The 24,685-nt window shown below is 72.7% G+C and carries 21 protein-coding genes; 7 read left to right on the forward strand and 14 right to left on the reverse strand.

All coding sequences use genetic code 11. The features are described from left to right. The first annotated feature begins 574 nt into the window (after positions 1-574). The 4 genes from ACIQNG_RS21950 (at position 575) to ACIQNG_RS21965 (ending at position 5,359) form a co-directional block, all read left to right on the forward strand. Positions 575-1,015 carry a hypothetical protein gene (locus ACIQNG_RS21950; protein WP_401487095.1) on the forward strand — a complete coding sequence of 147 codons (441 nt, stop codon included), beginning with the start codon at positions 575-577 and terminating at the stop codon, positions 1,013-1,015. A 328-nt stretch (positions 1,016-1,343) separates the two neighbouring features. Further along, positions 1,344-2,120, forward strand: coding sequence for a DsbA family protein (locus ACIQNG_RS21955; protein WP_401487097.1), 777 nt, complete (start codon positions 1,344-1,346; stop codon positions 2,118-2,120). Then, positions 2,117-2,992 (forward strand): cytochrome c biogenesis CcdA family protein, encoded by an 876-nt coding sequence (locus ACIQNG_RS21960; RefSeq protein WP_401487099.1) that lies wholly within the window; start codon positions 2,117-2,119, stop codon positions 2,990-2,992. The genes ACIQNG_RS21955 and ACIQNG_RS21960 overlap by 4 nt, the downstream gene beginning before the upstream one ends. A 195-nt stretch (positions 2,993-3,187) precedes the next feature. After that, the gene (locus ACIQNG_RS21965; RefSeq protein ID WP_401487101.1) at positions 3,188-5,359 is read left to right on the forward strand and encodes a TerD family protein; all 2,172 of its coding nucleotides are present in this window, start codon (positions 3,188-3,190) and stop codon (positions 5,357-5,359) included. A 197-nt stretch (positions 5,360-5,556) separates the two neighbouring features. Here the strand turns inward: ACIQNG_RS21965 and iolD are convergent, their stop codons facing one another. The 10 genes from iolD to ACIQNG_RS22015 form a co-directional block, all read right to left on the reverse strand. Beyond that, positions 5,557-7,446, reverse strand: a complete 1,890-nt coding sequence (gene iolD / locus ACIQNG_RS21970; RefSeq protein ID WP_401487103.1) for a 3D-(3,5/4)-trihydroxycyclohexane-1,2-dione acylhydrolase (decyclizing) — start codon at positions 7,444-7,446, stop codon at positions 5,557-5,559. Then, a complete protein-coding gene (gene iolB / locus ACIQNG_RS21975; RefSeq protein WP_401487105.1) occupies positions 7,443-8,318 on the reverse strand; it encodes a 5-deoxy-glucuronate isomerase in 876 nt (291 codons plus the stop codon). Before iolB ends, iolD begins: the two co-directional genes overlap by 4 nt. Then, positions 8,315-9,226 carry a deoxyribose-phosphate aldolase gene (locus ACIQNG_RS21980; protein WP_401440568.1) on the reverse strand — a complete coding sequence of 304 codons (912 nt, stop codon included), beginning with the start codon at positions 9,224-9,226 and terminating at the stop codon, positions 8,315-8,317. The genes iolB and ACIQNG_RS21980 overlap by 4 nt, the downstream gene beginning before the upstream one ends. Further along, the gene (iolC, locus tag ACIQNG_RS21985; RefSeq protein ID WP_401487107.1) at positions 9,223-10,182 is read right to left on the reverse strand and encodes a 5-dehydro-2-deoxygluconokinase; all 960 of its coding nucleotides are present in this window, start codon (positions 10,180-10,182) and stop codon (positions 9,223-9,225) included. Before iolC ends, ACIQNG_RS21980 begins: the two co-directional genes overlap by 4 nt. Next, on the reverse strand, positions 10,179-10,988 hold the full coding sequence (locus ACIQNG_RS21990; protein WP_401487109.1) for a 6-phosphogluconolactonase: 810 nt from the start codon (positions 10,986-10,988) through the stop codon (positions 10,179-10,181). The genes iolC and ACIQNG_RS21990 overlap by 4 nt, the downstream gene beginning before the upstream one ends. A 4-nt stretch (positions 10,989-10,992) precedes the next feature. After that, positions 10,993-11,829: a carbohydrate ABC transporter permease gene (locus ACIQNG_RS21995; RefSeq protein WP_401487111.1), complete on the reverse strand. Its 837-nt coding sequence runs from the start codon at positions 11,827-11,829 to the stop codon at positions 10,993-10,995. 3 nt (positions 11,830-11,832) lie between these two features. Then, positions 11,833-12,804 carry a carbohydrate ABC transporter permease gene (locus ACIQNG_RS22000; protein ID WP_401487113.1) on the reverse strand — a complete coding sequence of 324 codons (972 nt, stop codon included), beginning with the start codon at positions 12,802-12,804 and terminating at the stop codon, positions 11,833-11,835. Beyond that, on the reverse strand, positions 12,801-14,198 hold the full coding sequence (locus tag ACIQNG_RS22005) for an ABC transporter substrate-binding protein (protein ID WP_401487115.1): 1,398 nt from the start codon (positions 14,196-14,198) through the stop codon (positions 12,801-12,803). Before ACIQNG_RS22005 ends, ACIQNG_RS22000 begins: the two co-directional genes overlap by 4 nt. Positions 14,199-14,306: 108 nt before the next feature. Further along, on the reverse strand, positions 14,307-15,296 hold the full coding sequence (locus ACIQNG_RS22010; RefSeq protein WP_401487116.1) for a sugar phosphate isomerase/epimerase family protein: 990 nt from the start codon (positions 15,294-15,296) through the stop codon (positions 14,307-14,309). Beyond that, complete coding sequence (locus ACIQNG_RS22015; protein ID WP_401487118.1) at positions 15,293-16,450, reverse strand: Gfo/Idh/MocA family protein; 1,158 nt, start codon at positions 16,448-16,450, stop codon at positions 15,293-15,295. Before ACIQNG_RS22015 ends, ACIQNG_RS22010 begins: the two co-directional genes overlap by 4 nt. A 200-nt stretch (positions 16,451-16,650) precedes the next feature. On the opposite strand from ACIQNG_RS22015, the gene ACIQNG_RS22020 reads away from it, so the two are divergent. Both ACIQNG_RS22020 and ACIQNG_RS22025 read left to right on the forward strand, forming a co-directional pair. After that, positions 16,651-17,394 (forward strand): GntR family transcriptional regulator, encoded by a 744-nt coding sequence (locus ACIQNG_RS22020; protein ID WP_401487120.1) that lies wholly within the window; start codon positions 16,651-16,653, stop codon positions 17,392-17,394. 74 nt (positions 17,395-17,468) lie between these two features. Next, positions 17,469-18,374, forward strand: a complete 906-nt coding sequence (locus tag ACIQNG_RS22025) for an ROK family protein (RefSeq protein ID WP_401440580.1) — start codon at positions 17,469-17,471, stop codon at positions 18,372-18,374. Between the two features lie 39 nt (positions 18,375-18,413). Here the strand turns inward: ACIQNG_RS22025 and ACIQNG_RS22030 are convergent, their stop codons facing one another. Further along, positions 18,414-20,060 carry an APC family permease gene (locus tag ACIQNG_RS22030; protein ID WP_401487122.1) on the reverse strand — a complete coding sequence of 549 codons (1,647 nt, stop codon included), beginning with the start codon at positions 20,058-20,060 and terminating at the stop codon, positions 18,414-18,416. A gap of 499 nt (positions 20,061-20,559) precedes the next feature. Here ACIQNG_RS22030 and ACIQNG_RS22035 point away from each other — a divergent pair, with 499 nt between their 5' ends. After that, positions 20,560-21,456: a class I SAM-dependent methyltransferase gene (locus ACIQNG_RS22035; RefSeq protein ID WP_401487124.1), complete on the forward strand. Its 897-nt coding sequence runs from the start codon at positions 20,560-20,562 to the stop codon at positions 21,454-21,456. Positions 21,457-21,507: 51 nt separating this feature from the next. Here ACIQNG_RS22035 and dpgC read toward each other — a convergent pair whose 3' ends face one another. From dpgC to dpgA, 3 genes are read right to left on the reverse strand one after another with little or no spacing between them, the layout of a single operon-like run. Further along, positions 21,508-22,800 (reverse strand): (3,5-dihydroxyphenyl)acetyl-CoA 1,2-dioxygenase DpgC, encoded by a 1,293-nt coding sequence (dpgC, locus tag ACIQNG_RS22040; protein WP_401487126.1) that lies wholly within the window; start codon positions 22,798-22,800, stop codon positions 21,508-21,510. Then, a complete protein-coding gene (dpgB, locus tag ACIQNG_RS22045) occupies positions 22,797-23,492 on the reverse strand; it encodes an enoyl-CoA-hydratase DpgB (RefSeq protein WP_401487128.1) in 696 nt (231 codons plus the stop codon). Before dpgB ends, dpgC begins: the two co-directional genes overlap by 4 nt. Beyond that, complete coding sequence (gene dpgA, locus ACIQNG_RS22050) at positions 23,486-24,655, reverse strand: 3,5-dihydroxyphenylacetyl-CoA synthase DpgA (protein WP_401487130.1); 1,170 nt, start codon at positions 24,653-24,655, stop codon at positions 23,486-23,488. The genes dpgB and dpgA overlap by 7 nt, the downstream gene beginning before the upstream one ends. Positions 24,656-24,685 lie beyond the last annotated feature (30 nt).

A 24,685-nucleotide genomic window follows, 5' to 3' on the forward strand; every position in this document is an offset into this window, starting at 1 on the left:
GTGGACTTGACCCTGCCGAAGTCCACGACGCGGCACTGCGTCAGACCCGGCGTCAGAAGGTCACGGCGTCCAAGGCGGAGCGCACCGGCGGCACACCGGCCGAAATCCGTCGCAGTCTCAGGCCCGAACATGTCTCTGAGCATGCAGGACGAGTACGCGCCCCGTCCAATGCCGATTTCCGATCACGCCTGATCGCCACCGGCGATCGATGGGCCCGCCGACCGGGTCCGGGGACGATGCCGGGTCCGGATGCGACCCGGGCACGGCGGTCCGGGAGCACCACTGAGACGATATTCGTACGATATGCCCCTCGCGGTGGCCGTGTCAGACCCCCTCGGCGAGTCCTCCCGCGCCCCGCACGTGGCGTGTTCCCTGTTTTGATCTTCTTCTTGTCGATGGTGCCGATGGTGCCGAGGGTGTCGTGCAGGTACGCGGGGCCGAGCCTGATGTACAGGTCGTCGCGGGCCGCCGCGCGACCGGTCGGCGGCGAGGCCCGGTGTCGCCCGGCCCCTGGATCTCCCGACGGGCCGGGTGATCTATGGTGGCGCTACCACCGGCAGAAGAGCGGGCGTCGATGAAGCGAGTACCCAACACCGCGGGGACCACGGTCGCCGTACGCGGTGTGCTCGCCTTCCTGTTCGCCACCGTCACGCTGCTGTGCCTGTTCGGACGCGGCGCCGAGGCGCGGCCCGGCTCCCCCGACACCCCGCCGCAGCGGCCCGCGGCCTCGGCGCAGGGTGTCTCCGCACCGACGGCCACGCGGCAGATCGCCTGGCCGCACGCCGCCCCGGCCGAGTCGTCCCCGGCCTCCGACGGCACCGCCCCCTGCGGCAAGAAGCTGATCGTCGGGGAACCCGGCGGCCAGCGCGGGGACGTGCCTCAGCAAACGGCGGCGCTCACCGGCAACGCCCGCTCGGGGGACCGTCCGGCGCTTCCGACGGCCGGAACCACTCCGTACTCCGCCGGTCCCGCGCCGCCCCCGCCCCTCGCCATCACCTCCGTCCTACGGATCTAGACCCACCGCGCGTCGCGTCCTCGTCCCCTTCTCCGCACCGGCGACGGACCCTTCGGCATGGCCTCTTCCCGGCACTCCCTGAGCCGGGCGGCAGGGCGCCGCGGGTGTGGCACGCACGGCAGTGACGGGTGCCCACCGTGCTCTCCGCGCCCACCACAACCCACCGTGCTCTCCGTGCTCTCCGTGCTCTCCGTCGCCCCGCCGACCGGAACGGCACCGCGACGCCTCCCCGCTCGGGCCGAATTCCCGGGTCACCACCCTCCGCTGACCCGCCCGGCCCTTCCCCTCCCCCACGTCTCCACGCGCTTTCGGAAGGCATTCCCATTCCATGACCGCAACCCAGAAGCCCCTCGACTCCCCCGAGCGGCCGTCCCCCCGTTCCCGGTCCCACCGGCGACGGATCCTCGCCGCGGGCACCGCTCTCGTGGTCGCCGCCTCCACCGCCGTGTTCGCGCTGACCCTCGACGGCTCCCCGGACCGCGGCCCCCGGGGGAACGAAGCGGTCACGGTGACGGAGGACCCGGCCGCCGCCCCCGTGGACGAGAGCCTGCTGGCTCTCGCCCGGCGCGACCCCTCCGACACCCTGGCCGTCGGCCGCGAGGACGCACCGGTGGTGATGATCGAGTACTCGGACTTCCAGTGCCCCTACTGCGGACGCTTCGCCCGTGAGACCAAGCCCGAACTGCTGCGCTCCTACGTCGACAAGGGCGTCCTGCGCATCGAGTGGCGCAACTTCCCCCTCTTCGGCGAGGAGTCGGAGCGGGCGGCGCTGGCCGCGTGGGCGGCGGGCCAACAGAAGAACTTCTGGCCCTTCCACGACGTCGTCTACGCCGAGCCGCGCAAGCGCAACTCCGGTCAGTTCACGACGGACAAGCTGGTCGCCATGGCCCGGGAGGCGGGCGTGCCGGACCTCGACAGGTTCCGCGCCGACATGGACTCCGACAAGGCGCGCGAGGCCATCGGGAAGGACCGGAGCGAGGGCTACGCCCTGGGGGTGAGCAGTACCCCCGCCTTCCTCGTCAACGGGCGGCCCCTCCTCGGCGCCCAGCCGACGGACACCTTCGTGGCGGCGATCGAGGCGGCGGCGAAGGCGACGGCGAAATGAGCGAGGTCGGTCTGGCGGTGGCGTTCCTGGGCGGGCTGCTGGCGCTGCTGAGTCCGTGCAGCGCGCTGCTGCTGCCCGGGTTCTTCGCCTACTCGTTCACCGGCCGGACCCGACTCGTCGCCCGGACCGGGGTCTTCTACGCCGGTCTGTGCACGACCCTGGTGCCGCTCGGAGTGGCCGGCTCGTTCGCCAGCCGGCTGTTCTACGGGCATCGCGAGGTCTTGGTCACCGTCGGCGGGTGGACACTCGTCGGACTCGGCGTGGCGCAGATCGCCGGATTCGGGTTCGGCTCCCGCAGGCTCGCCCGATCGGCGGGGACCCGGCGTACAGGGACCGCCGTGTCGGTGTTCGCGCTGGGCGCGGTGTACGGCCTCGCCGGGTTCTGCGCGGGCCCGATCCTGGGCGGCATCCTCACCGTCGCGGCTCTCGACGGCGACCCGCTGCACGGCGGGGTGCTGCTGGCGGTGTACGCGCTCGGCATGGCCGTGCCCGCCTTCGTCCTCGCCCTTCTGTGGGACCGCTTCGACCTCGGGCACCGGCGGATCCTGCGGGGCCGGGTGTTCTCGCTGGGTCCGCTGTCGGTGCACAGCACCTCGGCACTGGGCGGGGCCCTGTTCGTCGTGCTCGGAGTGGTCTTCCTCGCGTTCGACGGTACGTCCGCGCTGCCGTCGTTGCTTGACACGGAGGCCGAGTTCGCGCTGGAGGAGCGGCTGTCGGCGCTCGGCGGGGCGGTCTCGGACCGGGCCCTGCTGCTCGCGCTGGCCGGTGTCGCCTCGGTGATCGCGCTGACGGTTCTCGCCCGGTCCGTGGGGCAGCGCGAGAGCCCGGCGCAGGACGAGGCTCCGGCGCCGAGGGAGCCGCTCGACGGCTGACACCGGGGCACGGGTCGGCGGGCGGCACCTCTGCCGCCCCCCGACCCGCGCCCGACCCCACGCCCGTCCGCCGATATCGGCCGCTCTCGGCCGCTGTCAGCCGCCGTCAGCCGCCGTCAGCCGCCGTCGGCCGCTCTCGGCGGGGCGACGAAAACCCTTGTGCGCCGACTCGGACACCTCTGCGACCATTCCCGGATGGCGAACAGTCTCGAATCGCTGGTCATCCGGCACACCCACCGTCTTCCCCGCCCCGCAGGGGCCGCCGGGGAAGGCGCCGTCGCGGCGCGGCAGTTCGACGCGGTGCTCGCGTCCGTGGGCTTCAAGCTCTCGGCGGAGTTGATGGAGCGGCTGTCGACGCTGTCCCGGGCCGCGGTCGTGCACACCGCGCGGCGGACGCTGGACACCGTGCGCGAGATGGTGGGCGACCACGCGCGGCACAATGTGTACTTCATCGACTTCCCGGCGCGGGTTCCGGACACCGAAGAGTTCTGGATGCGGTGCGTGACGGAGGCGCTCGGCGACAGCAGCGCCCGCGAGAGCGTGCTGACGCAGCTGGCGCACGGGGTGCTGGACCTGCTGAGCCTCCGCACGTACGGCCGCTACCCGCACACCTACGAGGAGATGCTCGCCGTCCAGGACGAGCTGATCGCCTCGGCGGGCGACCGGGTGACCGTCCTGCACCTCGGGCGGGCCCTGGACGAGGAACTCACGGACCTGTACCTCGCCCTGGCGGGGAGCCCGACCCCGCTGGGCGAGGAGGATCTGCGCGACCTCAAGCGCCTCGCCGGGCGGTGCGCGCTCGGCCCCCAGCCGGAGGCGATCCCGGTCCGGGAGAACCGGGCCGTGGTCAACGAGGCTCGTCTCGCGGCCGGCGCGGAGCTGCTGGTGGACACCGTCGTCGATGTGCTGCGGCTGGCCTGCGCGCTGTCGGGCGGCGATGTGACGTTGCAGGAGCCGACCCGCTTCACGTCTCTGCCACGGCCGGTCCGCCGTGCGCTGCTCGCGGCACTCGACGCGGTCGTGGCGGCGCACCCCGCCAAGCTGGCCGATGTGCACGCGCACCGTGAGCCTTTCAAGCGGCTGGGTGAGCGTCTGCACCCGCACGAGTATCCGCGCTGGCCGCACGCCGCCGAGGTGTTCGCCGTGGCGCGGGGCGAGAAGGAGGCCCGGTCCTTCGAGGGCCGCGTCGACCGGCTGCTGGGCGAGTCCGACGTCCTGGGCGCGGTGCGGCTGCTGGCGTCGGCTCCCGGGCGGCTGTTCCGTGCCCTGGACCTGCTGCTGCGCAGCGCCGCCGACCAAGGTGAGCGGGACGCGGTGGTGGCCGCCGCGGTGCGGGTCGCTCCCGAGGTCTCGGGGCGGGTCGTGCTGTCGGTCCGCGAGCACTTCGACAACCGGGGGCGTGCGAGCGGCGGCCCCCGGGTCTTCGTCAGCCGCAAGGGCCGCGGCTGGGCCGCCCCCGATGTCCGGCCGCCTGTCCCCGCCGCCGACCGCGACCGTCTGATCGCCGCTCTCGACACCGAACTGCGGCGCAGGGTGCCCGCGCCGGAGCGGCTGCTGGTCGACCCGGACGTCCTCGACGTGGCGCTCCCGCTCAGCGGCCGGGCGACGCCGGCCGGGCTCGGCGTGCTGCCGCGCGGGTCGCGTTCGGCGGTCGACGGCGAACAACTGCGCTTCTTCACCTACTGGAAGGAGACCGGGGCGCCGACCGACTACGACCTCTCGGCGCTGTTCCTGAACGCCGACTACGACACGGACCGCTGGATCTCCTACACCTCCCTCTCGGTCGACGGGGGCGAGCACTCCGGTGACATCACCCACGCGCCCGACGGGGCCTCGGAGTTCATCAACCTGTCCCTGGACCGGGTCACCGCCGCGTTCGTCGTCGCACAGGTCAACATCTTCGCGGGCGAGGGGTTCGATCAGGTCGAGGAGTCGTTCTTCGGCTACATGCTGCGCGACCGCGAGCAGAAGGGCAGGCCGTTCGAGGCGCGTACGGTCCGGATGAAGTCGGAACTCCGCGGCACCGGCCGGGTGGCGCTGCCGCTGGTCTTCCACCGTGCGGACGACGGCCGGTGGGTCGCGACGTGGCTGCACCTGTACCTGAAGGGCATCTCGACAGCCAACCAGGTCGAGCAGAACCAGGTGTCGGTGTCCAAGGTGGTGCGCGCGGTCATGGAGCGTGAGTACCTGACGGTCCGGTACCTCATCGGTCTGATGTCCGGCCGGGTCACGGCCGTGGAGTGGCGGGACGGAGAACCGGTCCCGGACGGGCCCGTGACCTACGTCGGTCTCGAACGCCCCGAGGGGCTGCACCCGGACTCCCGGGTCATCACCCTCGAAAACCTGCGCGACCTGATCCCCGCCTGAGTGCTAGCGTTGTCCACGGCAAGGCCATGAAGGGGCTTCCTTCTCCTTCCTTCCATGAAACAAGTCCCTTCGCTCTCCTTGCCTCTCCATCGGTTCGGGCGGTGCCCGCGATACATCTCGCGGGCACCGCCCGATGCGATGTCCAGGGTGTTCCTGAGCATGGGACGCAGTGGCCGTCAGCCGGTCCGGAGCGCCCTTCAGTCGGCGGGGCGCAGGTAGGGGCGCTGGGTCGCCTTCTCCTTCTCGTAGGTGCGGCGGGCGGACGTCGTGGAGGTCAGGGTGGACACCTCGGCCACCGGTACGTCCCACCAGGCGTCGGAGGAGGGTGAGGCGGCCAGGGGGTCGGTCTCGATGTGCACCACGGTCGTACGCTCGCCGGCCAGCGCGGTCGCGAACGCCTCGCGGAAGGCGTCGATCCCCGAGGCCCGGATGACGTCCGCGCCCAGGCTCGCCGCGTTGGCGGCCAGGTCGACCGGGAGGACCCCGCCGTCATGCTGACCGCTGCCGGCGTCGCGGTAGCGGTACTGCGTGCCGAAGCGCTCGGAGCCGAGGGATGCGGAGAGCGCGCCGATGGAGGCGTAACCGCGGTTCTCCACCAGCACGATGACCAGTTTGAGGTTCTCGGCGACCGCGGTGGCGATCTCCTGGGCCATCATCAGGTACGAGCCGTCGCCGACCAGGACCACCGACTGCCGGTCGGGGGCGGCCATCTTCACCCCGAGGCCGCCCGCGATCTCATAGCCCATGCAGGAGTAGCCGTACTCCACGTGGTAGCCCAGCGGATCGCTGGGGCGCCAGAGCTTGTGCAGGTCACCGGGGATGGATCCGGCGGCGCAGAGCACCACGTCCCGGTCGTCCATGGCGTCGCGCACCGCGCCCAGGATCTCGCTCTGGGCGGGCAGCGGGGTGTTGGTCCGGGTGAAGGCGGCGTCCACCTCCTGGTCCCAGCGGCGGACCAGTGCGCTCGCCCGCACGCGGCGGTGGTCCGGCACGGTGTGCCCGGCCAGCGCGTGGTCCAGGGCCTCGATGCCGGCGCGGGCGTCGGCCTGGAGCATCAGCCCGGACTGCTTGGCGGCGTCGAAGGAGGTGATGTTGAGGTTGAGGAACCGGACGTCGGGATCGGCGAAGAGGGTGCGGGAGGCGGTGGTGAAGTCCTGCCAGCGGGTGCCGATGCCGAGGACCACATCGGCCTCGCGGGCCAGCGTGTTGGCGGCTGGGCTGCCGGTGTGGCCGATCGCGCCGACCGCGGCCGGGTGACCGTGCGCCAGTGCGGCCTTCCCTGCCTGGGTGACCGCGACCGGGATGCCGGTGGCGGCGGCGAACCGGGCCAGTGCCTCGGTGGCGTCGGAGTGGATCACGCCGCCCCCGGCCACGATCAGCGGGCGCTCGGCCCGCCGCAGCAGCCGTACGGCCGCGGCCAGCGCGTGCTCCTCGGGAGCCGGGCGGCGTACGTGCCAGACGCGTCGCTCGAAGAACTCCTCGGGGAAGTCCCACGCCTCGGCCTGCACGTCCTGCGGCAGTGCGAGGGTGACCGCGCCGGTCTCGGCGGGGTCGGTCAGCACCCGCATCGCCTGCACGGCGGAGGACAGGAGCTGTTCGGGGCGCCAGACGCGGTCGAAGAAGCGGGACACCGGGCGGAAGACGTCGTTGACGGTGAGGTCACCCGCGTACGGCAGTTCCAGTTCCTGGAGGAGCGGGCTCGCGGCCCGGCCGGCGAAGGTGTCGCCGGGCAGGAGCAGCACGGGCAGCCGGTTGATGGTGGCCAGTGCCGCGCCGGTCACCATGTTGGTGGCGCCGGGCCCGACCGAGGCCGTGCAGGCGAGGGTGGAGAGCCGGCGGCGGGTGCGGGCGAAGGCGACGGCGGCGTGCACCATGGCCTGTTCGTTGCGTGACTGGTAGTAGGCCAGGTCCTCGGGCTGCTGGAGCAGGGCCTGACCGATCCCGGCGACATTGCCGTGGCCGAAGATGCCGAAGCAGCCCTCGATCAGCCGGTGCCGGACGCCGTCGCGCTCGGTGTACTGCCGGGACAGGAACGACACCAGCGCCTGGGAGGTGGTGAGCCGCCGGGTTCCCCGGGGGGTGGTCATCGGCGTCCCTCCGCATCGCACAGGGGCACACGCGGGTCGGTCGCCATGCCCTCCCAGGAGGCCCGTACCCAGTGGTGGGCGGGGTCGTCGCAGCAGGCCATGGTCCGCTCGGGGTGCGGGCCCGCCAGCACGTTCAGGTAGTACATCGGGTAGCCGGGGGCGGCCATCGAGGGGCCGTGGTAGCCGCGGGGCACCAGCACCGCGTCGCCGTGGCGGACCTCTTCGAGGACGTCGACACCGTCCGCGTACACCCGCTGGTAGCCGAGGGGGGCGGTGCCGGGGCCGCCGGTCGAGCCGAGTTCGAAGTAGTAGATCTCTTCGAGTACGGCTTCGTCGTCGCCCCGCTCGTCGTGCTTGTGCGGCGGGTACGAGGACCAGTTGCCGTCGGGGGTGAGCACCTCCACCGCGACCAGGCGGTCGCAGCCGAAGCCCTCGGGGGAGGCGAAGTTGTTGACCTGGCGGGTGGCGTTCCCGGCGCCGCGGATCTCCACGGGGACCCGCTCGGCGGGGCCGTACGCGGGCTCCAGGCGGCGTTCGCAGCGGGCGGCGGGCAGTGCGAACCGCCCGCCGCGCGCGGAGTGGACGCTGACCTCGGCGTCGCGCGGGGCGTACGCGAAGTCGCTGACCCGGGCGAACACATCGGTGCGGCCGGCCAGTTCGAAGGACTGTCCGTCGACGGCGACCCGGCAGGCGCCGGCCAGCGGCAGCACCACGCACTCGCTGTCGCCGGTGGTGAACCGCGCGGTTTCGCCGGCCGCCAGTTCCAGCACGCGCAGCGAGCTGTAGGTCCAGCCCGCGTCCCGCGGGGTGATCGCCAGGGAGAAGCCGTCCGCGCCCGCCGAACCGGCGGGCAGGTGCAGGGCGCGGCTCATCGGGTGTCCTCCTCCCGGCCCAGCAGCGAGACCGCCGTGTCGACCGCGCCGGAGACATCGCCGTCGGCCGGGAAGAGCATGGTGCGGCCGATGATCAGCCCACGGACCTGCTCGATCCGCAGGGCCTTCTGCCAGGAGGCGTACATGGCGTCCGGGTCGCCGCCGCCCTCGCCGCCCAGCAGCAGCGTGGGCAGGGTGGTGGAGGCCATCATGCGCTCCATCTCGTCCACCACCGGCACCTTCAGCCAGGTGTGGGCGGAGGTGCGGCCGAGCCCCTGGGCGATGTTGTTGGCCCAGATCTGTGCGTCCGGTTCCAGGATGTTGCGGACCCTGCCGCCCTCACGCACCGACTTGAAGGGCTCGACCAGGGCCATCAGCCGCCGTTCGGCGAGTTCGTTGATGGCCTGCGCCGTGCCGCTCAGGGTCTCCGCGGTGCCCTGCTGCGCGGGGTCGATGCGGAGCAGCATCTTGCCGCCGTCCAGACCGCCTTCGGCGATGCCCCGGGCGTCGTAGCCACCGAAGCGGTCGTCGAGTTCGAAGGCGGCGCCGGGCAGTCCGCCGCGGTTCATCGAGCCCAGTACCAGTTTGCCGTCGAGCGCGCCCAGCAGCATGAGGTCCTCGACGAGGTCGGCGGAGCCGAGGAAGCCGTCCACGCCGGGCCGGGAGAGCGCCTCCAGGCAGCGGGCCAGCAGTTCATGGCGGTCCCCCATGGCCGTCGGGTCGCCGTCGGCCGCGACCGCGCCGCGCGCCGGGTGGTCGGCGGCCAGGACGAACAGCGGCCGGGCCAGTGCCGCCGGGTCGAACCGGGGACGGGCCGCGGCGGTCCGGCGGATGGCGTCCGGGTCGGTCAGCCGGATGCGCACCACCGAGGAGAGGTCGGCGGCGACGGGGCGGACGGTGGTGATCACAGCGGTGCTCCAGAGCTGGTGCGGCGACCGGTCAGCAGCCGGTCGATCTCATCGGGGGTGGGCATGGCGTCCGCGCAGGAGTGGCGGGAGGCGACGATGGCCCCGGCGGCGTTGGCGTTCTCCAGGATCCGGGTCAGCGGCAGTCCGGCCACCAGCCCGGCCACCAGGGCCCCGCCGAAGGCGTCGCCCGCGCCGAGCCCGTTGACGACCTCCACCGGCACCGGCGGCAGCACCACGTTCTCGGTGGCGGTACGGGCCAGGACTCCGGCGGGTCCCTGTTTGACGACGGCGAGGCGCAGCCCGCGCTCCAGCAGCAGATCGGCGGCCCGGTCGGGGTCGCGGGTGCCGACGGCGACCTCGACCTCGTCCCGGTTGCCGACCGCGACGGTGCAGTGCTCCAGGGCCCGGGCGTAGTGGGCCGGGGCCTGGGCGGGGTCGTTCCAGAACATCGGGCGCCAGTCCAGGTCGAGGACCGTGTCGGTGCCGGGCTCCCGGTCGGCGACGGCGCGCAGTGTCGTGCCGTGTGAGGGCTGCGCGGACAGTCCGCTGCCGGTGATCCAGACGACCTTGGCGGTGCGCAGCGCGTCGGTGTCCAGGTCGTCCTCGGTGATCCGCAGGTCGGGGGCGTGCGGCCGGTAGAAGTAGAGCGGGAAGGTGTCCGGGGGGAAGATCTCGCAGAGCACGATCGGGGTCTGGGCGCCGGGGACGGTCACCACGTGCCGGTCGTCCACGCCGAAGCCGCGCAGCGCGGTGCGGACGAACCCGCCGAGGGGGTCGTCGCCGACGCCGGTGGTCACCGAGGAGCGCAGCCCGTGGCGGGCCGCCGCGACGGCCACGTTGGTGGCGCTGCCGCCCAGGTACTTGGCGAAGGTCCGCACCTCGGCGAGGCCGGTCCCGCTCTGTTCGGGGTAGAGGTCCACCCCGACCCGGCCGAGGGTCATGAGGTCGTACGTCATGCCGCGTGCCGTTCGGTGGCGGCGGCCCGGTCCACGTACAGGGCGGGGTCCTTGCAGAGGGCGAGGAGGGTGGCCGGCCAGGACGGGTCGTAGCCCGTGGCGGCGGTGAGGCGGCGGACGGCCTCCCGCTTGTGCGCGCCGTGCACCACCATCACGGCGCGGCGGGAGTGCGCGACGATGGTGCGCACGCCGACGGTGACGCCGTGGCGCGGGACTTCGTCGATGGAGGCGAAGTCGGGGAAGGTGGCGAGGTTGTCCTCGCGGGTGGTGTCGGCGAGGACGGTGATCCGGCTGCCGCTGTCCTCGGGCGAGCCGGGCGGGTTGAAGGCGATGTGCCCGTCGGAGGCGCCGGAGGCGAGGATGAAGAGGTCCACCCCGCCCGCTTCGGCCAGTTGCTGCTCGTAGGCGGCCGGGTCGGCGGGGTGGGGGAACCAGACGGACCGTGCCGGGATGCCGCGGCCGGGACCGGCGGCCTCGTTGAGCGGTGCCACGATCTCCTCGGTGGCGAAGCGGTGGCAGCTGTTGTGGGCGCTGTGGGGGACGTCCTGGTAGCCGCCGTCCGGGGCGGGCACGACGTACTCGTCCATCATGGCGATGACGAGGTGGCTCAGGTCGAGGCCGCGCTCGGCGGTCAGGGCGCTGAGCGCGTCGTAGACCGGTTTGGGGCTACGGCCGCCCGGACAGCCCAGGACGTAGCGGTGTCCGGCGCGGCCGGCCTCGGCGATGCCGTCGGCGATCTCGTGGGCGAGGGTCTCGCCCAGCTCACCGGGGCTGTCGAAGACGCGCGGGGACAGGGGGGCTGACACGGTGTTACTCCTTCACGGCCCCGGCGAGCATGCCGCTGATCATGCGGCGCTGCAGGGCGATGTAGCTGATGAGCACGGGAAGTGCGACCAGGACGGCCGCGGCGGCGGTGACGCCGGGGTCGCTGTTGCGGCGGTTGCCCGCGAAGAACGACAGGGCGAGCGGTGCGGTCTGCACGCTCTTGTCGTCGGGTACGAGGACCAGCGCCAGCAGGAACTCGTTCCAGGCGAAGAGGAAGAGCAGGGTGGCGAGGGTGCCGATGGCGGGCATGGCCATGGGCAGCAGGATGGACCGGAGGGTACGGAACCTGGAGGCGCCGTCGACGGAGGCGGCCTCGCGCAGCGCGGGCGGCGTGGAGTCGAAGAAGGTCCGCATCCAGAAGATCGCGAACGGCAGGGAGAGGCCGATCTGCGGGAGGATCAGCGCCCAGTAGGTGTTGATCAGGTCCCAGGACTTGAGCTGGTGGTAGAGGGGGATGACGGTCGCTTCGTACGGCATCACCAGTCCGGCCAGCAGCAGCACCAGCAGGACGCCCTTGAGGGGGAAGGGGAAGACGGAGAAGGCGTAGCCCGCGAGGACGGCGAGCAGGATGGTGACGACCACGACGACGGCGGCGACCAGCAGGCTGGACAGCAGCGGCTGGGCGGAGAGCCCTCGGTCCCACGCCTCGGCGAAGTTGTCGAAGCTGAGGGAGGTGGGGAGCGAGAAGCCGCTGTGGCGGCTGCCCGGCTCGCTGAGGGCGAGCAGGACGACGGAGAGGAAGGGGTAGAGCGCGAGGAGGGCGGCGATCCAGAGGATGGCGTGGCCGATGACGGTCTGGCGGCGGCTGCCGGCGGTGATCATCCGTCAGCTCTCCTTCCCGCGCACCAGGCGCATGATCACGGCGGTGACGACGAGGACGACCGCGGTGAGGCAGATGGAGATGGCGGAGGCGGCGCCGACCTCGCGGGTGAGGAAAGCGCCCTGGTAGATGAAGACGCTCGGGACCGTGGTGGAGGAGCCGGGGCCGCCGGCGGTGGTGTTCCACACCAGGTCGAAGTTGCGCAGGGCGTAGGTGACGGTGAGGACCAGGGCCACGGCGCACTCGCCGCGCAGGGCGGGCAGGGTGACGGTGAAGAACTCCCGGATCGGGCCGCAGCCGTCCAGCCGTGCCGACTCGTAGAGTTCCACCGGGATCTTCTGCACACCGGCCAGGAAGAGCACCATGCACAGGCCGAACATCACCCAGGTGCCGATGAGTCCGACCGCGGGCAGGGCGGTGGAGTAGTCGCCGAGCCAGGCGCGGGTGAGGGAGCCGAGGCCGACCGCGCGCAGGGCCTCGTTGAGCGGTCCGTCGATGTCGTACACCCAGCGCCAGGAGACCGCGACGACGACGGTGGCGAGGATCTGCGGCAGGAAGAGCACGGCGCGGAAGAAGGTGAGGCCGCGGACCTTGATCCGGGACATCAGTCCGGCCAGGGCCAGGCCGATGGCGACCGGGAAGAACGAGTAGAAGACGACGAAGACGAGGGAGTGGCCCATCGCCGCGGGGATCCGGCCGTCGGCCAGCAGGGCGGTGTAGTTGTCGAGTCCGGCCCACTGGCCGAGGGTGATGCCGTCCCAGTGGAACAGCGAGACCCAGGCGGTCTGGCCGAGGGGGCGCAGGACGAAGAGGAAGTAGAAGACCGCGGCGGGCGCGAGGTAGAGGAAGGCCGGCCAGTACTGGCGGGAGGCCCATGCGCGCACGGTGCTCCGGGGGGCCTCGCGACCGGTGTCCCCGGTGGTCGCGGGGGTCTTCCCGGTGCGGGCCGCCGGGTCGGTCGCGGTGTGGGCGCTCACGAGGCGTCCTCGGCGCCGGCCTCCGCGGCGGCCCGCTGCTTGTCGGCGAAGGACTGCCAGTCCTTCTGGAGGCCGCGGGTGAAGCCGGCGGGTGTGACGCGGCCGGACAGCAGGTCCTGGGTGGTGGCGCCGACGGTGTCGTACATCGTGGTGGAGGCCCAGTCCAGGTAGAAGTTCTGGCCGTCGTCGGCGAGCAGTTTCAGACCGATGTCGTTGACCTGCTCGACGACCGGGCTGGCCGCCTCGATGCCAGTGCCGCCGGTGACGGGGGTACGGCCCACGTCGGCGAGGGTCTGGGCGAACTCCTTGCTCATCAGCAGGTCGAGGAAGGCGACGGCGGCCTTGGTCTTCTTGGTCTTGGCCGAGATGTGCCAGCCCAGGCCCAGGGAGCCGACCGAGGCGCGGGTGCCGTCGGCGCGGGCGGGCAGGGTGAAGCCGACCTGGCCCTTCATGGACTCCTGGAGCGCGGGGGCGTTCCAGGAGCCGGCGACCAGGAAGGCGCCCTGGCCCCGGCTGAACTTGGCGACCGCGTCGTCGGAGCTGATGCCGTCGTAGCCCTGGCCGAAGTAGCCGTCCGCCGCCCAGTCCTGGACGGTCTTCGCGGCGTCCTCGGTGCCCTGGTCGGCGATGGTCGCGCCGGGCACGCCGCTGATCCAGGAGCGGACGTCGCGGCTGGGCACGTTCTGCGCCTGGACCAGGCCGATGACCTGGCTGGCGGGGTACTTCTCGGCGTTGCCGAGCATGAGCGGCTGGGTGCCGGCGTCCTTGGCCTTGTCGAGTGCCCGGGTGAACTCCTCGTAGGTCTCAGGGGGTTCGATGCCCAGCTTGTCGAGGGTCCGGGTGTTGTAGAAGACGCCGACGAACTCGGTGGCGGGGCTGATGCCGTAGAGGCTGCCGGAGCCGAAGAGCGAGCCGTCCTGGGACCAGCGGTACTGCTTGAGCGCGCCGTCGGTGAAGGTGTTCTCCCAGCCGTAGGTGCGCATGACGTCGTCCAGCGGGCGCAGCAGTCCGGCCTCGACGAGCGGGCCGTCGGTGCCGTACCCCTGGTTGCCCTGGGCGAGGTCGGGGGCGTCCGAGCCGGACATGGAGTTGACGACGGTCTTCATCAGGTCGTCAAAGCCTTTGGTGACGACCTCGACCTCGACGTTCGGGTACTTCTTCTCGTAGAGCGGGACCAGCTCCTTGAGGGTGTTCTCCTCACCGGCGTCGGCGAGGACGCGCAGGGTGGTGTCACCCAGTTCCGCGACGTCCTCGGGCGTGACGCGGTCGGTGATGCGAGGTCCCTGGATTCCGGAGGAGGCGGCCGGGCCGCCCGCCCCCGGAACACTGCAGGCGCTTGCCAGGAGGGCGGTCAGGGCGATCCCTGCCGCCCTGCTCCAACGCAGCTTCTTCATGGGTGCTCCGACGTCTTGGGCCCGCACCGTCGCGGGCCGGGAGGGAGGGGTGAAGCGCAGATTGCGGGAGGGGGGAAGTCCACATCGCGGGAGGGGGGGTGTGGAGGTTCAGGAGTTCGCGGCGACCTTGGCCGCCAGCCAGGTGTGGTTCGCGGCCTGTTCGGCGGCGACCCGGGGGTAGTGGTCCGCCGGGGTCGGGGCCCGGTCCTGTTCGACCACGAGCCAGTCGCGGTAGCCGCCGCGCAGCAGTTCGGCGAGGAAGGCGTCGATGTCGACGTCTCCCTTGCCGAAGGGCACGCAGACCTCGGCCCACCAGGTGTCGAAGTCCTTGCGTCGCTCGGCCTTGGCACGGCGGACGACGTCCGTGTCGACGTCCTTCACATGCACGTGGTTGATGCGTTCGCGCCAGTTCCGCAGGCACTCCACCGGGTCCCCGCCGGCGAGCTGGAGGTGGGCGATGTCCAGGGTCAGTCCGACCTCGGTGAGGTCGAGCAGCCGGTCGACCTCCCAGGGCGACTCGACGTAGGTGGAGATGTGCGGGTGGAAGGAGGTGCGCAGGCCGTAGGAGGCGGCCAGCTCGACGGCGCGTCCGGAGAGCCGGGCCAGTCGCTGCCAGCCGGCCTCGTCCAGGGCCAGCGATCGGTCGTCCCAGGCGCGGGCCGGGTTCTCCAGCAGGGCCTGGCTGCCCTCGTCGGCGAGGATCGCGAGGGGCCGGCCGCCGGAGCGCTCGGCGCAGGCGGCCAGTTCACGGCAGGTCTGTTCCATCCGTCGCATGTCGTACGCGACGACGTCGTCGCCGAGCGCGTAGTGGACCGGGATGTAGGCGCCGACGGCGGTCAGGCCGTGGCGGGCGAACAGGGTGGCGGTCTCCTCGGGGGTGCCGAAGAACCCGGGCGGGCCGAGTTCGCTGCCCGCGTAGCCGGCCTCGGCCATCGAGGCGAGCAGGGCGTCGCCGGAGGCGCCGTCGCCGCCCGCGCCCTCGCCATAGACGCCGTAGCTGACCGGGGCGTTGCCGAGCCGCGGCCCGGTCGTGGTGTGCCCGGTCATGGTGTGCCCGGTCGTGGTGTGCTCGGACGTGGTGTGCTCGGACGTGGTCACTTGCCGTTCTCCTCTCCGGCCGCTTCCCCGCCGACCTGGACGCCCTCGCGCGCCGCGAGGGCGGCGACCAGGGCCTGGAGGCAGCGGATGTCCTCGGCGGCGCCGGCCGCGCCGGAGCGGACGGGGGCGCCGTCGCGCACGGAGGCGGCGAACTGTTCCAGTTGGCGGACGAACCCGGTGTCGTAGCCGTGCTTGACGGTGGAGTCGTGGCGTACGCCGTCCTGCGCCCGCTCCACCCGCAGTGTGCTGCGCACATCGACCAGGTAGGGCGCCGCCATGTCGAGGCGCAGCCGACCGTCGCGGGCCAGTACCGCGATCTCCTCGCCGTACTCGGGGTGGTCGGGCAGCCAGTTCCAGTTGATGACCAGCTTGGCGCCGTCGCCCAGGTCGCCGGTGGCCAGCAGGCAGGGCGGTTCGCCCTGGACCGGCCAGGGCCACAGCTCGGCGGAGTCGAAGGTGGTGGGCAGGGTGAGGCCGAGGGCGCGCAGCAGCGACAGTTCGTGGATGACGGAGCCGTTGAGGACGTCGCGGTAGTAGGCGGCCAGGGCGGCGGGGACCTCGCCGAGGGCGTCGACGGTGCGCTCGGCCTCGTAGGCCAGGGCCTCCTCGACCACGGAGAGGTCGGCGTCGGCGGCGGGCCGGGCCATGCGCAGATGCTCGACCTGGGGTTCGTCGGCGGGGTGGAGCACGGTGACGCGGACGGTGCGCGGGGTGTCCAGTTCGGCCAGCTCGGCGGCGGCGACCTCGGTCAGCGGGTCGTACATCTTCATGTAGCCGACCTGGAGGACGAGGCCCGCGGACTCGGCGAGCGCGCCCAGTTCCGCGGCCTCGGCGGTGGTGAGGCAGAGCGGCTTCTCGGCGAGGACGTGCTTGCCGGCCTCCAGGGCGGCGCGGGCGGCCTGGGCGTGGGTGCCCGGGGTGGCCAGCAGTACGGCGTCGATGTCCGGGTCGGCCAGGACGGTCCCGTAGTCATGGGTGGCGCGCACGCCCGCGCCGGCTCCGGCGGCCACCCGCGCGGCCCTGGAGGGCGACAGGTCGCACACCACGGCCAGCTCGAAGAGGGCGCCCAGGCGCTGGACGGCGGGCAGGTGCACCGACTGGGTGATGGTTCCCGCGCCGATCACGGCGAGGCGGACTGGCGAGCACACCGACATCTGAGACTTCCTTGGCTCTGCGGAATGAAAGCGGCACGGAGGACGGAGGACAGGTTCCGCACAGGCCCCCGGAAGGGGAACGGAAGATTCCGGCTCCTCGGTGTTGCTCGGATCATGCAGCAGATCAGACCAGATAGTCCAGAGTTTGGACCAGATTCATATCTGGTCCAAGGACTGGTCGCTCTGGTACTTTCCTTGTCGTGACCGAATACGACACCCCGCCCGCCGCGGGGCCTGCCGTTCAACTCGCCCACCACGAACTGGTCCAGCTCCTCGACCGCCGGGTCTTCGTGCCCGGCAGCCGGCTGCCGGGCGAGCGCGCCCTGGCCGCCCGGGTCGGGGTGAGCCGCAACAGCCTGCGGCAGGCCCTGGCGACCCTGGAGTCCGAAGGGCGGGTCCACTCCTCCGCCCAGCGCGGCTGGTTCGTCTCGACGGATGTGGTCAGTGAGCCCCCGAGCCTCCTCAAGAGCTTCACCGACATCGCCCGCGAGCGCGGACTGCGGCCCACGGCCCGGCTGTTGCACCGCCGGGTGCGCCCGGCGACCTACGACGAGTCCGCCCGGCTGAGGGTGGCGCCCGCCTCCGAGGTCCTGGAGATCTCCCGCGTCCGCGGGCTGGACGAGGTGCCCGTCTGCGTCGACACCACCGTGCTGATCCGCTCGCGGGCCCCGGGCCTGGAGAGCGCGGACCTCACCGACCGCTCCCTCTTCGCGGTGCTGGAGGAGGTCGCCGGGATCCGCGTGATGCGCAGCGCGTACACGGCACAGGCGGTCGCCGCCGATCCCGCGGTGGCGGAACTGCTGCGGCTGCCGGCCGGGGCGCCCGTCCTGGTCGGCGAGGAGGTCACCTGCGACCCCCAGGACGTCCCGGTCCTGCTGGGCCGCGCGGTCTACCGCGGTGACGCCTACCGCTTCGAGGCGACCCTCCACCGCACCGCGGACTGACACCCGGCCGCCCTGCGTCACCGTGCGGGACATAACCACCGAATATCTGAGAAATACGTACGAAAGGTGCAGATGTGAGTGCCGTCGACGTCACCGCCGCCCTGGATGTCGGCGGAACCAAGATCGCCGCGGGCCTGGTGGCCGCCGACGGCACCGTGCTGCACCGGGACGAGCGGCCCACCGCCGTCGAGGGCCGGCTGCGCGACCCCGGCCTGGCCGGGACCGTGGCCGCCGCGCGCGCCCTGCTGGCCGAGGCGGACCGGCGCGGACTCACCGTCGTCGCCCTGGGCGCCGGCTTCCCCGAGTACGTCGCCGCGGACGGGACACTGACCAGCCGTGAGGTGCTGGCCTGGGACATCCAGCCGGAGAAGGTGCTGCGCGCCGAACTGCCCTCGGCACGCGTCACGATCGGCTCCGACGTGCGCTGCGGGGCGCTGGGCGAGGCCCGGTACGGCGCCGGGCGCGGTCTGGACGACTTCCTCTACGTCTCCCTCGGCACCGGACTCTCGTCCACGCTGGTGCTCGGCGGAACTCCCGTACCGGGGCGGCGCGGTGAGGCCATCGCGCTGGGCGAGTTCGAGGTCCCGGCGTCGGTCGACCCCGGCTGGGGCGGCACCCTGGAGGGGTACTGCTCGGGCCGCGGCATCGGTGACCGGCGCACCGCCCTCGGAGGCGTCACCACGGCCGGCGCCCGTGAGGTGACCGACCTGGCGGACCGGGGCGACCCGGCGGCGGCCCGCGTCCTGGCCAGCGCGGGCGCGGCCCTGGGCACGGTGCTCGCGATGGCCGTGCGGTTGCTGGACCCCGCCGCGATCGTTCTCGGCGGCGGTCTCGGCACGGCACCGGGTCCGATGCGCTCGGCGCTGGAGTCCGCCTACGCCGAACGCGGCGCGGCCCGCCCCGACGCCCCGCCCCTGGTGACCGCCGCCCTCGGCCCGGCCGCGGGGCTGATCGGCGCGGCCTGTCTGGGCACCGTCTGACCGTCGCGGGACGGTCGGGCACGACGCCGAGCCCCGTGGTCAGTGGTCCGGGGGCGCGTCGAGCCGTCCGAGGTACCTCTGGGTCGCCTCGTCGGGAAGCCGGACCGAGTAGGCCCAGTAGTAGATCACCAGACTGAACACGGCGATGACGGCCATGTCCCACCACAGGGGGAGGGCGCCGGTCGCGCCGCAGGTGACGGTGGTGGCCGGGCCTGTGCTGCAGTAGCCGCCCTGCCAGGAGATCACGCCCATGCCCGTGAGATAGACCGGCAGCCACTGCGCGGAGCGCCAGTCCGGGCGCGGGGTCCTCGGGTTGAGCTTGAGCAGGGCCGAGCCGCCCAGCAGCAGGTACCCGAGGACGATGGCCAGACCGAGCCGCCACAGGGTGTCCCAGCCGGCCCAGTAGATGATCAGGTTGGCGACGATGAAGGCGACGGGCGCCCAGAACATCCCGGCGGGAAGCCGGTAGGGGCGGTACCGGTCCGGGTCCTGCTTGCGCAGGCAGCCGAGGGCGAGGGGGGCGCCCGCGTACATCAGGACGCTGGCGGAGGTGACGAAGCCGACCAGTTTCTGCCAGGTGGGGAACGGCAGGAAGATGATGAGCCCGACGGCGAAGGCGAACAGGAGACTGAACCAGGGCACGCCGCGTCCGGTGGTCCGTTCGAAGACCTGGGGAACGTACCCGTTGCGGGACAGGCCGTACGACACCCGGGACGCGGCGGTGGTGTAGATCAGGCCGGTGCCGGTCGGCGAGACGACCGCGTCGATGTAGATCAGCGTCGCGAGCCAGCCGAGGCCCGCGGAGAGGGCCAGGCCGGCGAAGGGGCCGGCCTTGTCGTCGAAGGTCAGGTCGGCCCAGCCGTGGGTGAACGCGCTCTGCGGCAGCGCCCCGATGAACACCACCTGAAGGGCCAGATAGATCAGGGCTCCGAGGACGATCGAGCCGATGATCGCCCGAGGGATGTCCCGGGCCGGATGGCGGCTCTCCCCGGCCAGTTGGTCGGCCTGCTCGAAGCCGAGGAGGGCGAAGATGATGCCGCTGGTGCTGACGGCGGAGAGCACACCCTGCGCCCCGAAGGGGGCGAGACCCTGGTGACCGAAGTTGCTGCCGTGGAAGGCGGTCGCCGCCAGGACGGCGATGGTGAGCACCGGGATCGCGACTTTCCACCAGGTCGCGAGGCTGTTGGTGTGGGCGAGCCATCTGATGCCGAGGAAGTTGACCACGACGAAGAAGGCCATGAACGCGACGGCCAGCCCGTACCCGGCGGCGGTCAGTCGGTTCTCCCCCGACTGGACCCAGTCCGCGTGGACACTGAGGTAGTTCAGCGAAGCCATGACTTCGATCGGCGCGGTGGCGACCGCCTGCAACCAGGAGAACCAGCCGAAGGACGCGCCGGCCACACTGCCGAAGGCGTAGTGCGGGAACCGGGCCGTACCGCCCGCGACCGGGTACATGGCTCCCAGCTCGGCGTGGACGAACGCCAGCACGGTCACGGCCAGGGCGCCGATCCCCCAGGAGAAGAGGGCGGCCGTCCCCGCCGCCTGCGCCGCGAACAGCGCGCCGAACAACCACCCGGACCCGATGATGGACCCGGTGGAGGTCCAGGTCAGGCCGATCAGGCCGATGTCCCGTCGGAGCCCGGGGTTCCCGGGTCCCTCGGGTGCGACCGCCTTCGGCATCGTCATGCGTCCTCGTTCCGGGAGGCCGGGACGCGGAGCCTGCCTCGCGCGCCTACGGGTCCGTCCGCTCCTTCGTGACCTCCCTATCCCGGTATCCGGCCGACCGGTGCGGCGCGGAGCAGGGTTGCCCCCGACGCGTCACACGAAGAGCCCAAGGACTGCCACCCGGCCGGACGCAGCACAGCCGGGGCGAAGGGGCGGAGGGTGTCCTGCACTGGTGGAGGGTGTGCCGCTGGGCGGTGGGCTGCTGGATGGGGTGCGGCTGGGCGGGGTGCCGCTGGACGGGGTGCGGCTGGACGGTGTGCGGCGGTCGGTCATCGGCGGGCGACGGTCCCGCCGTGTCGCGTACGACCGACCGCTCGGCGACGGCCGCGGTGCGATGCGGTGCGGTGCGGTGCGGTGCGGTGCGGTGGCATCTTGCGCGTCGGGCAGCACACCGGGCCCTCGTCTTGCGTAAACGGGAAGGGACCGTGCTGTCGGCGCGCGGTCGTCCTAGCGTGCAGGCATGAACCGAGCTCACCCGGACCATCCCCACCGGCCGCGGCCGGTCCGCGGAGGCCACGGCGCTCCGCACGGCCACCACGACAAGCACTCGACCGACGATCAGGCCGATCTCCTCGACCTGGACGCGGAGGTCCTGGCCGAGCACCTGGCCTCCCTCACCGCGTGGCTGCCCCTGGAGCCCGCCCCCCGTCGGATCGTGGATCTGGGCTGTGGCACGGGTACGGGCACCTTCGCCCTCCTCGACCGCTTCCCCGACGCGCACGTCACCGCCGTCGACGCGTCCGCCGGACACCTCCGGCATCTGCGTGAGAGGGCCCGCGCCCGCGGTGCGCAGGAGCGGGTGCGCACCGTGCAGGCCGACCTGGACGAGCCCGTCTGGCCCGACCTCGGCGCACCGGACCTGGTGTGGGCGTCGGCGTCGATGCACCACCTGGCCCACCCCGATCGCGCGCTGCGCACCGTCCACGACACGCTCGCGCCCGGCGGCCTGTTCGCCGTGGTCGAACTGGCCGGCTTCCCCCGCTTCCTGCCCGAGGACGCCCCCGAGGACCGGCCCGGCCTGGAAGAGCGCTGCCACGCCGCGACCGAGCGGTTCCACGCCGAGCACGTGCCCCATCGCGGCGCCGACTGGGGCCCGATGCTGACCGCCGCCGGGTTCGAGGTGGAGGGCGAGCGTACCCTCGCCGTGCGTATCGAGGGCTCCCGCAACGAGGCGGTCGGCCGCTACGCCCTCGGCAGTCTGCAACGCGTCCGCGGTGCCGCCGCCGCGACGCTCTGCCCCGAGGATCTCGCCGCGCTCGACCGGCTCCTCGACACCGACAGCCCGCACAGCGTCCTGCGCCGCGACGACCTGGCGGTGCGCACCGAGCGCACCGTCTGGGCGGCACGCCGCACCTGAGCCGGGCACCCGCGGTCCGGCCGCTCCCCCGGGCCGCGGGCCGCGGGCGGATCAGCCGACCGGTGTGCCGGCTCGTGCGGAGAAGCGGCCGACTTTCCCGATCACATCGGCGCTGTACAGCCGGAACGCCTGTTCCAGCGCGAAGTCCGCCATGTAGCGGCGGAACGCGTCGAGGTCCTCCTCCCCGGTGTTGAGCATCTTCCGGTTGGCGGTGACGGCCGGGCTGCGCAGCCGTTCGAGGCTGTGTTCCACGGCGGCGTCCAGGTCGTCCGGGCCGTGCACCTCGTCGATGAGGAGCCCGGCCTCCGGGTCCGTCGCCCGGACGCGGTGTCCTTCCAGGATGATCCGGCGGGCCAGGCGCGGCCCCGTGAAACGGGGCAGCCGGAAGTTGGCGACGCCGGGGACGATGCCCTCCTGGGCGGCGGGGAGGCTGAGGTAGGCGTCCGAGGCGGCGAGGACATGGTCCACGACCAGCAGCAGTTGCATCCCGCCGCCGATCGCGAAGGTGTCGACGGCGGCGACCCAGGGCTTGGCCCGGTACGGCGAGTGCCAGGACATGTCGTCGTCCACGCGGACACCGCGCCAGATCTTGTGCAGATAGCCGAGTTCACGGCGGAGCAGGAACCCGACGAGCGAGATGCCGCCGGCGTGCAGGCTCTTGAGGTTGATGCCGGCGCTGAACACCCGCTTGCCCGCGTACCGCGGGTGGGTCATCTCACCGCCGCGCAGCAGACAGAGTTCGACGCCGGGGTCGAGGAGGGCGAGGTCGACCGCGGTCTCCATGTCGTCGACCTGCCGGTCGTCCTCGGCGTTGAGGCAGTCGTCACGGCACAGGGTGAGCCGGGCGACCCCGTCCCGGCGCTCCAGCCGTACGGAGCCGAGGTCGGCATGGCCCATGGCGGTGAACTCCGGCAGCAGGCGCAGGGCCCGCTCGGTGGGGCTGAGCAGGCTGTCCATCAGATGACCGCCGGAGAGCGGTGAGCGCAGGACCCGGCTGAAGAAGAGACCGAGGTCGATCTCGTGCCCGGCTTTGCCGGCCTGCGCCAGCGCCCGGTCCGCGGCCAGTTCGGCCGCGGTCGGGACGAGTCCCGGGAACGCGCGGGCCGCGTCGGCGGCCAGCGCGGCCAGCCGGGCGCCGCGCGTGCGGCCCCCGGTCAGCTCGGCGTACACGGCGTCGGTGTGCGCGTCCAGGAAGGCACCGCGCAGTGCTCTCAGCCGGCCGGGCGGCGACGCGGCGTACCGGCTCGCCGCCCTCGCGAGCGCCGCCCGCGCCCTGGGCAGGCCCGCCCGCATCTCCTGCTGTTCCGTGGGCTGTCGGGCGTCCGGTGGGCTGCTGGCCGTCATGTCGTCCCTTCCGCCGACGCCCGCCGCAGGGCCCGGTCGCAGGCGGCCAGGTGGGCCCCGAGCGCCTCCTCGAAGGGGACGGTGCGGGCGTCGAGCAGCAGTTGCCGTCGGATGGCCAGCTCGGACCCGGCGAGTGCGGTGGAGTGCCCGGCCGCCGCCAGCGCGGCCACCGGGTCGTCCGTCACCTCGTCGACGAGGTGCAGGGCCAGCGCCTGCGCCGCGTCGAGCGGGGTGCCGTGGAGCACCGCGCGCCGGATCGCCCCGGTGCCGGAGGTCTGCTGGGCGAGCCGGTGCAGCGCCATGCCGGGCCAGGTCGCGCCGTCGGCGACGTGCGGCAGCAGCCGCAGCGAGGGGGTGGCGATCCGGACGTCGGTGACCAGCAGGGCGTCCAGGGCGGTGCCGCCGCAGTCGCCGTCGGCGACGGCGATCGTGGTGGTGGGCAGCCGCTCCAGTCGGCGCAGCACCCGTTCCCACTTGCTGACCAGACCCACGGTCAGCTCGTCGGACCAGCCGCTCGCCGGGGCTCCGGAGAGCTGTAGGACGACCGGTTCGGGTGCGCCGGGGTCCTCGGCCCCGTCACACAGCGCGGCGATCGCCGCGACGGTCTCCGCGGTCGGTGGCCGGCCGCCGTCGATGTGCAGCCGGGCCGGGCCGGTGGGCGCGCCCGATGCGGCTTCCGTGGCGCTCACCATTGGACCAGCGCCGTCTCGATGGTGGAACCCGGTCCCATGGTCATCAGCACTCCGTAGTCGCCGGCTCGGGCGCGGCCTTCCTGGAGCAGCCGCTCGTAGGAGAACAGGAACGAACCGCTCGACAGGTTGCCGTAGTCGCGCAGGACCTCGGTGGTGTGGCGCAGGTCGTGGCGGGTGAGGCCGAGGTTGACCCGGACCGCGTCGATGACTTTCTTGCCGCCGGAGTGCACGAGCCAGTGGGCGATGTCGCTGCGGCGCAGCCCGGCACCGTCCAGCAGCCGGTCCACGACCCGCTCGGCGTGGGCGCCGACGACGTAGGGGATGTCGGGGTCCAGGTAGAAGCTGAACTTGTGCTGGCTGTCGTCCCAGTCGTAGCGCATGGCGCCGATGGCGTCGGTGATGAGGTGGCTGGCGAAGCCCAGCAGGCGCGGGCCGGCCTGGGCACCGGCGCCGTCGGGCAGCGCGTCGGGGGCGGGCCCGGCGGCGTCGGGCGGATCGGCGCGCAGGGCGATGGCGGCGGCTCCGTCACCGAAGAGGCTGTTGACGACGGAGGTGCGCAGTGTGGCGTCCATGACGTAGGCGGCGGAGCACGCCTCGGCGCAGAGCAGCACGGCGACCTGTCCGGGGTGGGCCATGGACCAGGCGGCGGTGGCGTTCAGGGCGTTCAGGCCCGCGTTGCAGCCCATGCCCACGACGTCGACCCGGCTGGTGCCGGGGCTGATGCCCATGTCCTTGATGAGCAGCGCGCTGAGCCCGGGGGTGAGGAAGCCGGTGGTGGTCACACAGCACAGGTAGTCGATGTCCGCGAGGTCGAGGCCCGCGTCGTCCAGGCAGGTGCGCACGGCGCGCGCGCCCATGTCGAGGGCGAGCCGGGTGTGTTTGGCGAGGAGGTCCTTCTGGGTCTCGCGGACGAAGGTGCCGTCGCTGTCGCGGGGCGGGAGGGTGAGGTGGCGCCGCTCTATGGCGCTGTTGAGGAAGATGGAACGCACCCGGGGGTCGGTGATGTCGAACAGGTCGAGCAGGTCGCCCTGGGTGTAGGAGTGCTCGGTGACGGCGGTGCCGACGCCGATGACGCGGCTGGGCCGGGTGGTGTGCTTCGGCTCGGGTCCGACGGGCGCGGCCGGGCTCGGGGTGTCCGGGCGGGCGGCGAGGGCGGGGGTCATCGGTAGGTCCACCCCCACATGCGGGGCTTG

Source organism: Streptomyces sp. NPDC091377, from assembly GCF_044757045.1.
Lineage (GTDB): Bacteria > Actinomycetota > Actinomycetes > Streptomycetales > Streptomycetaceae > Streptomyces.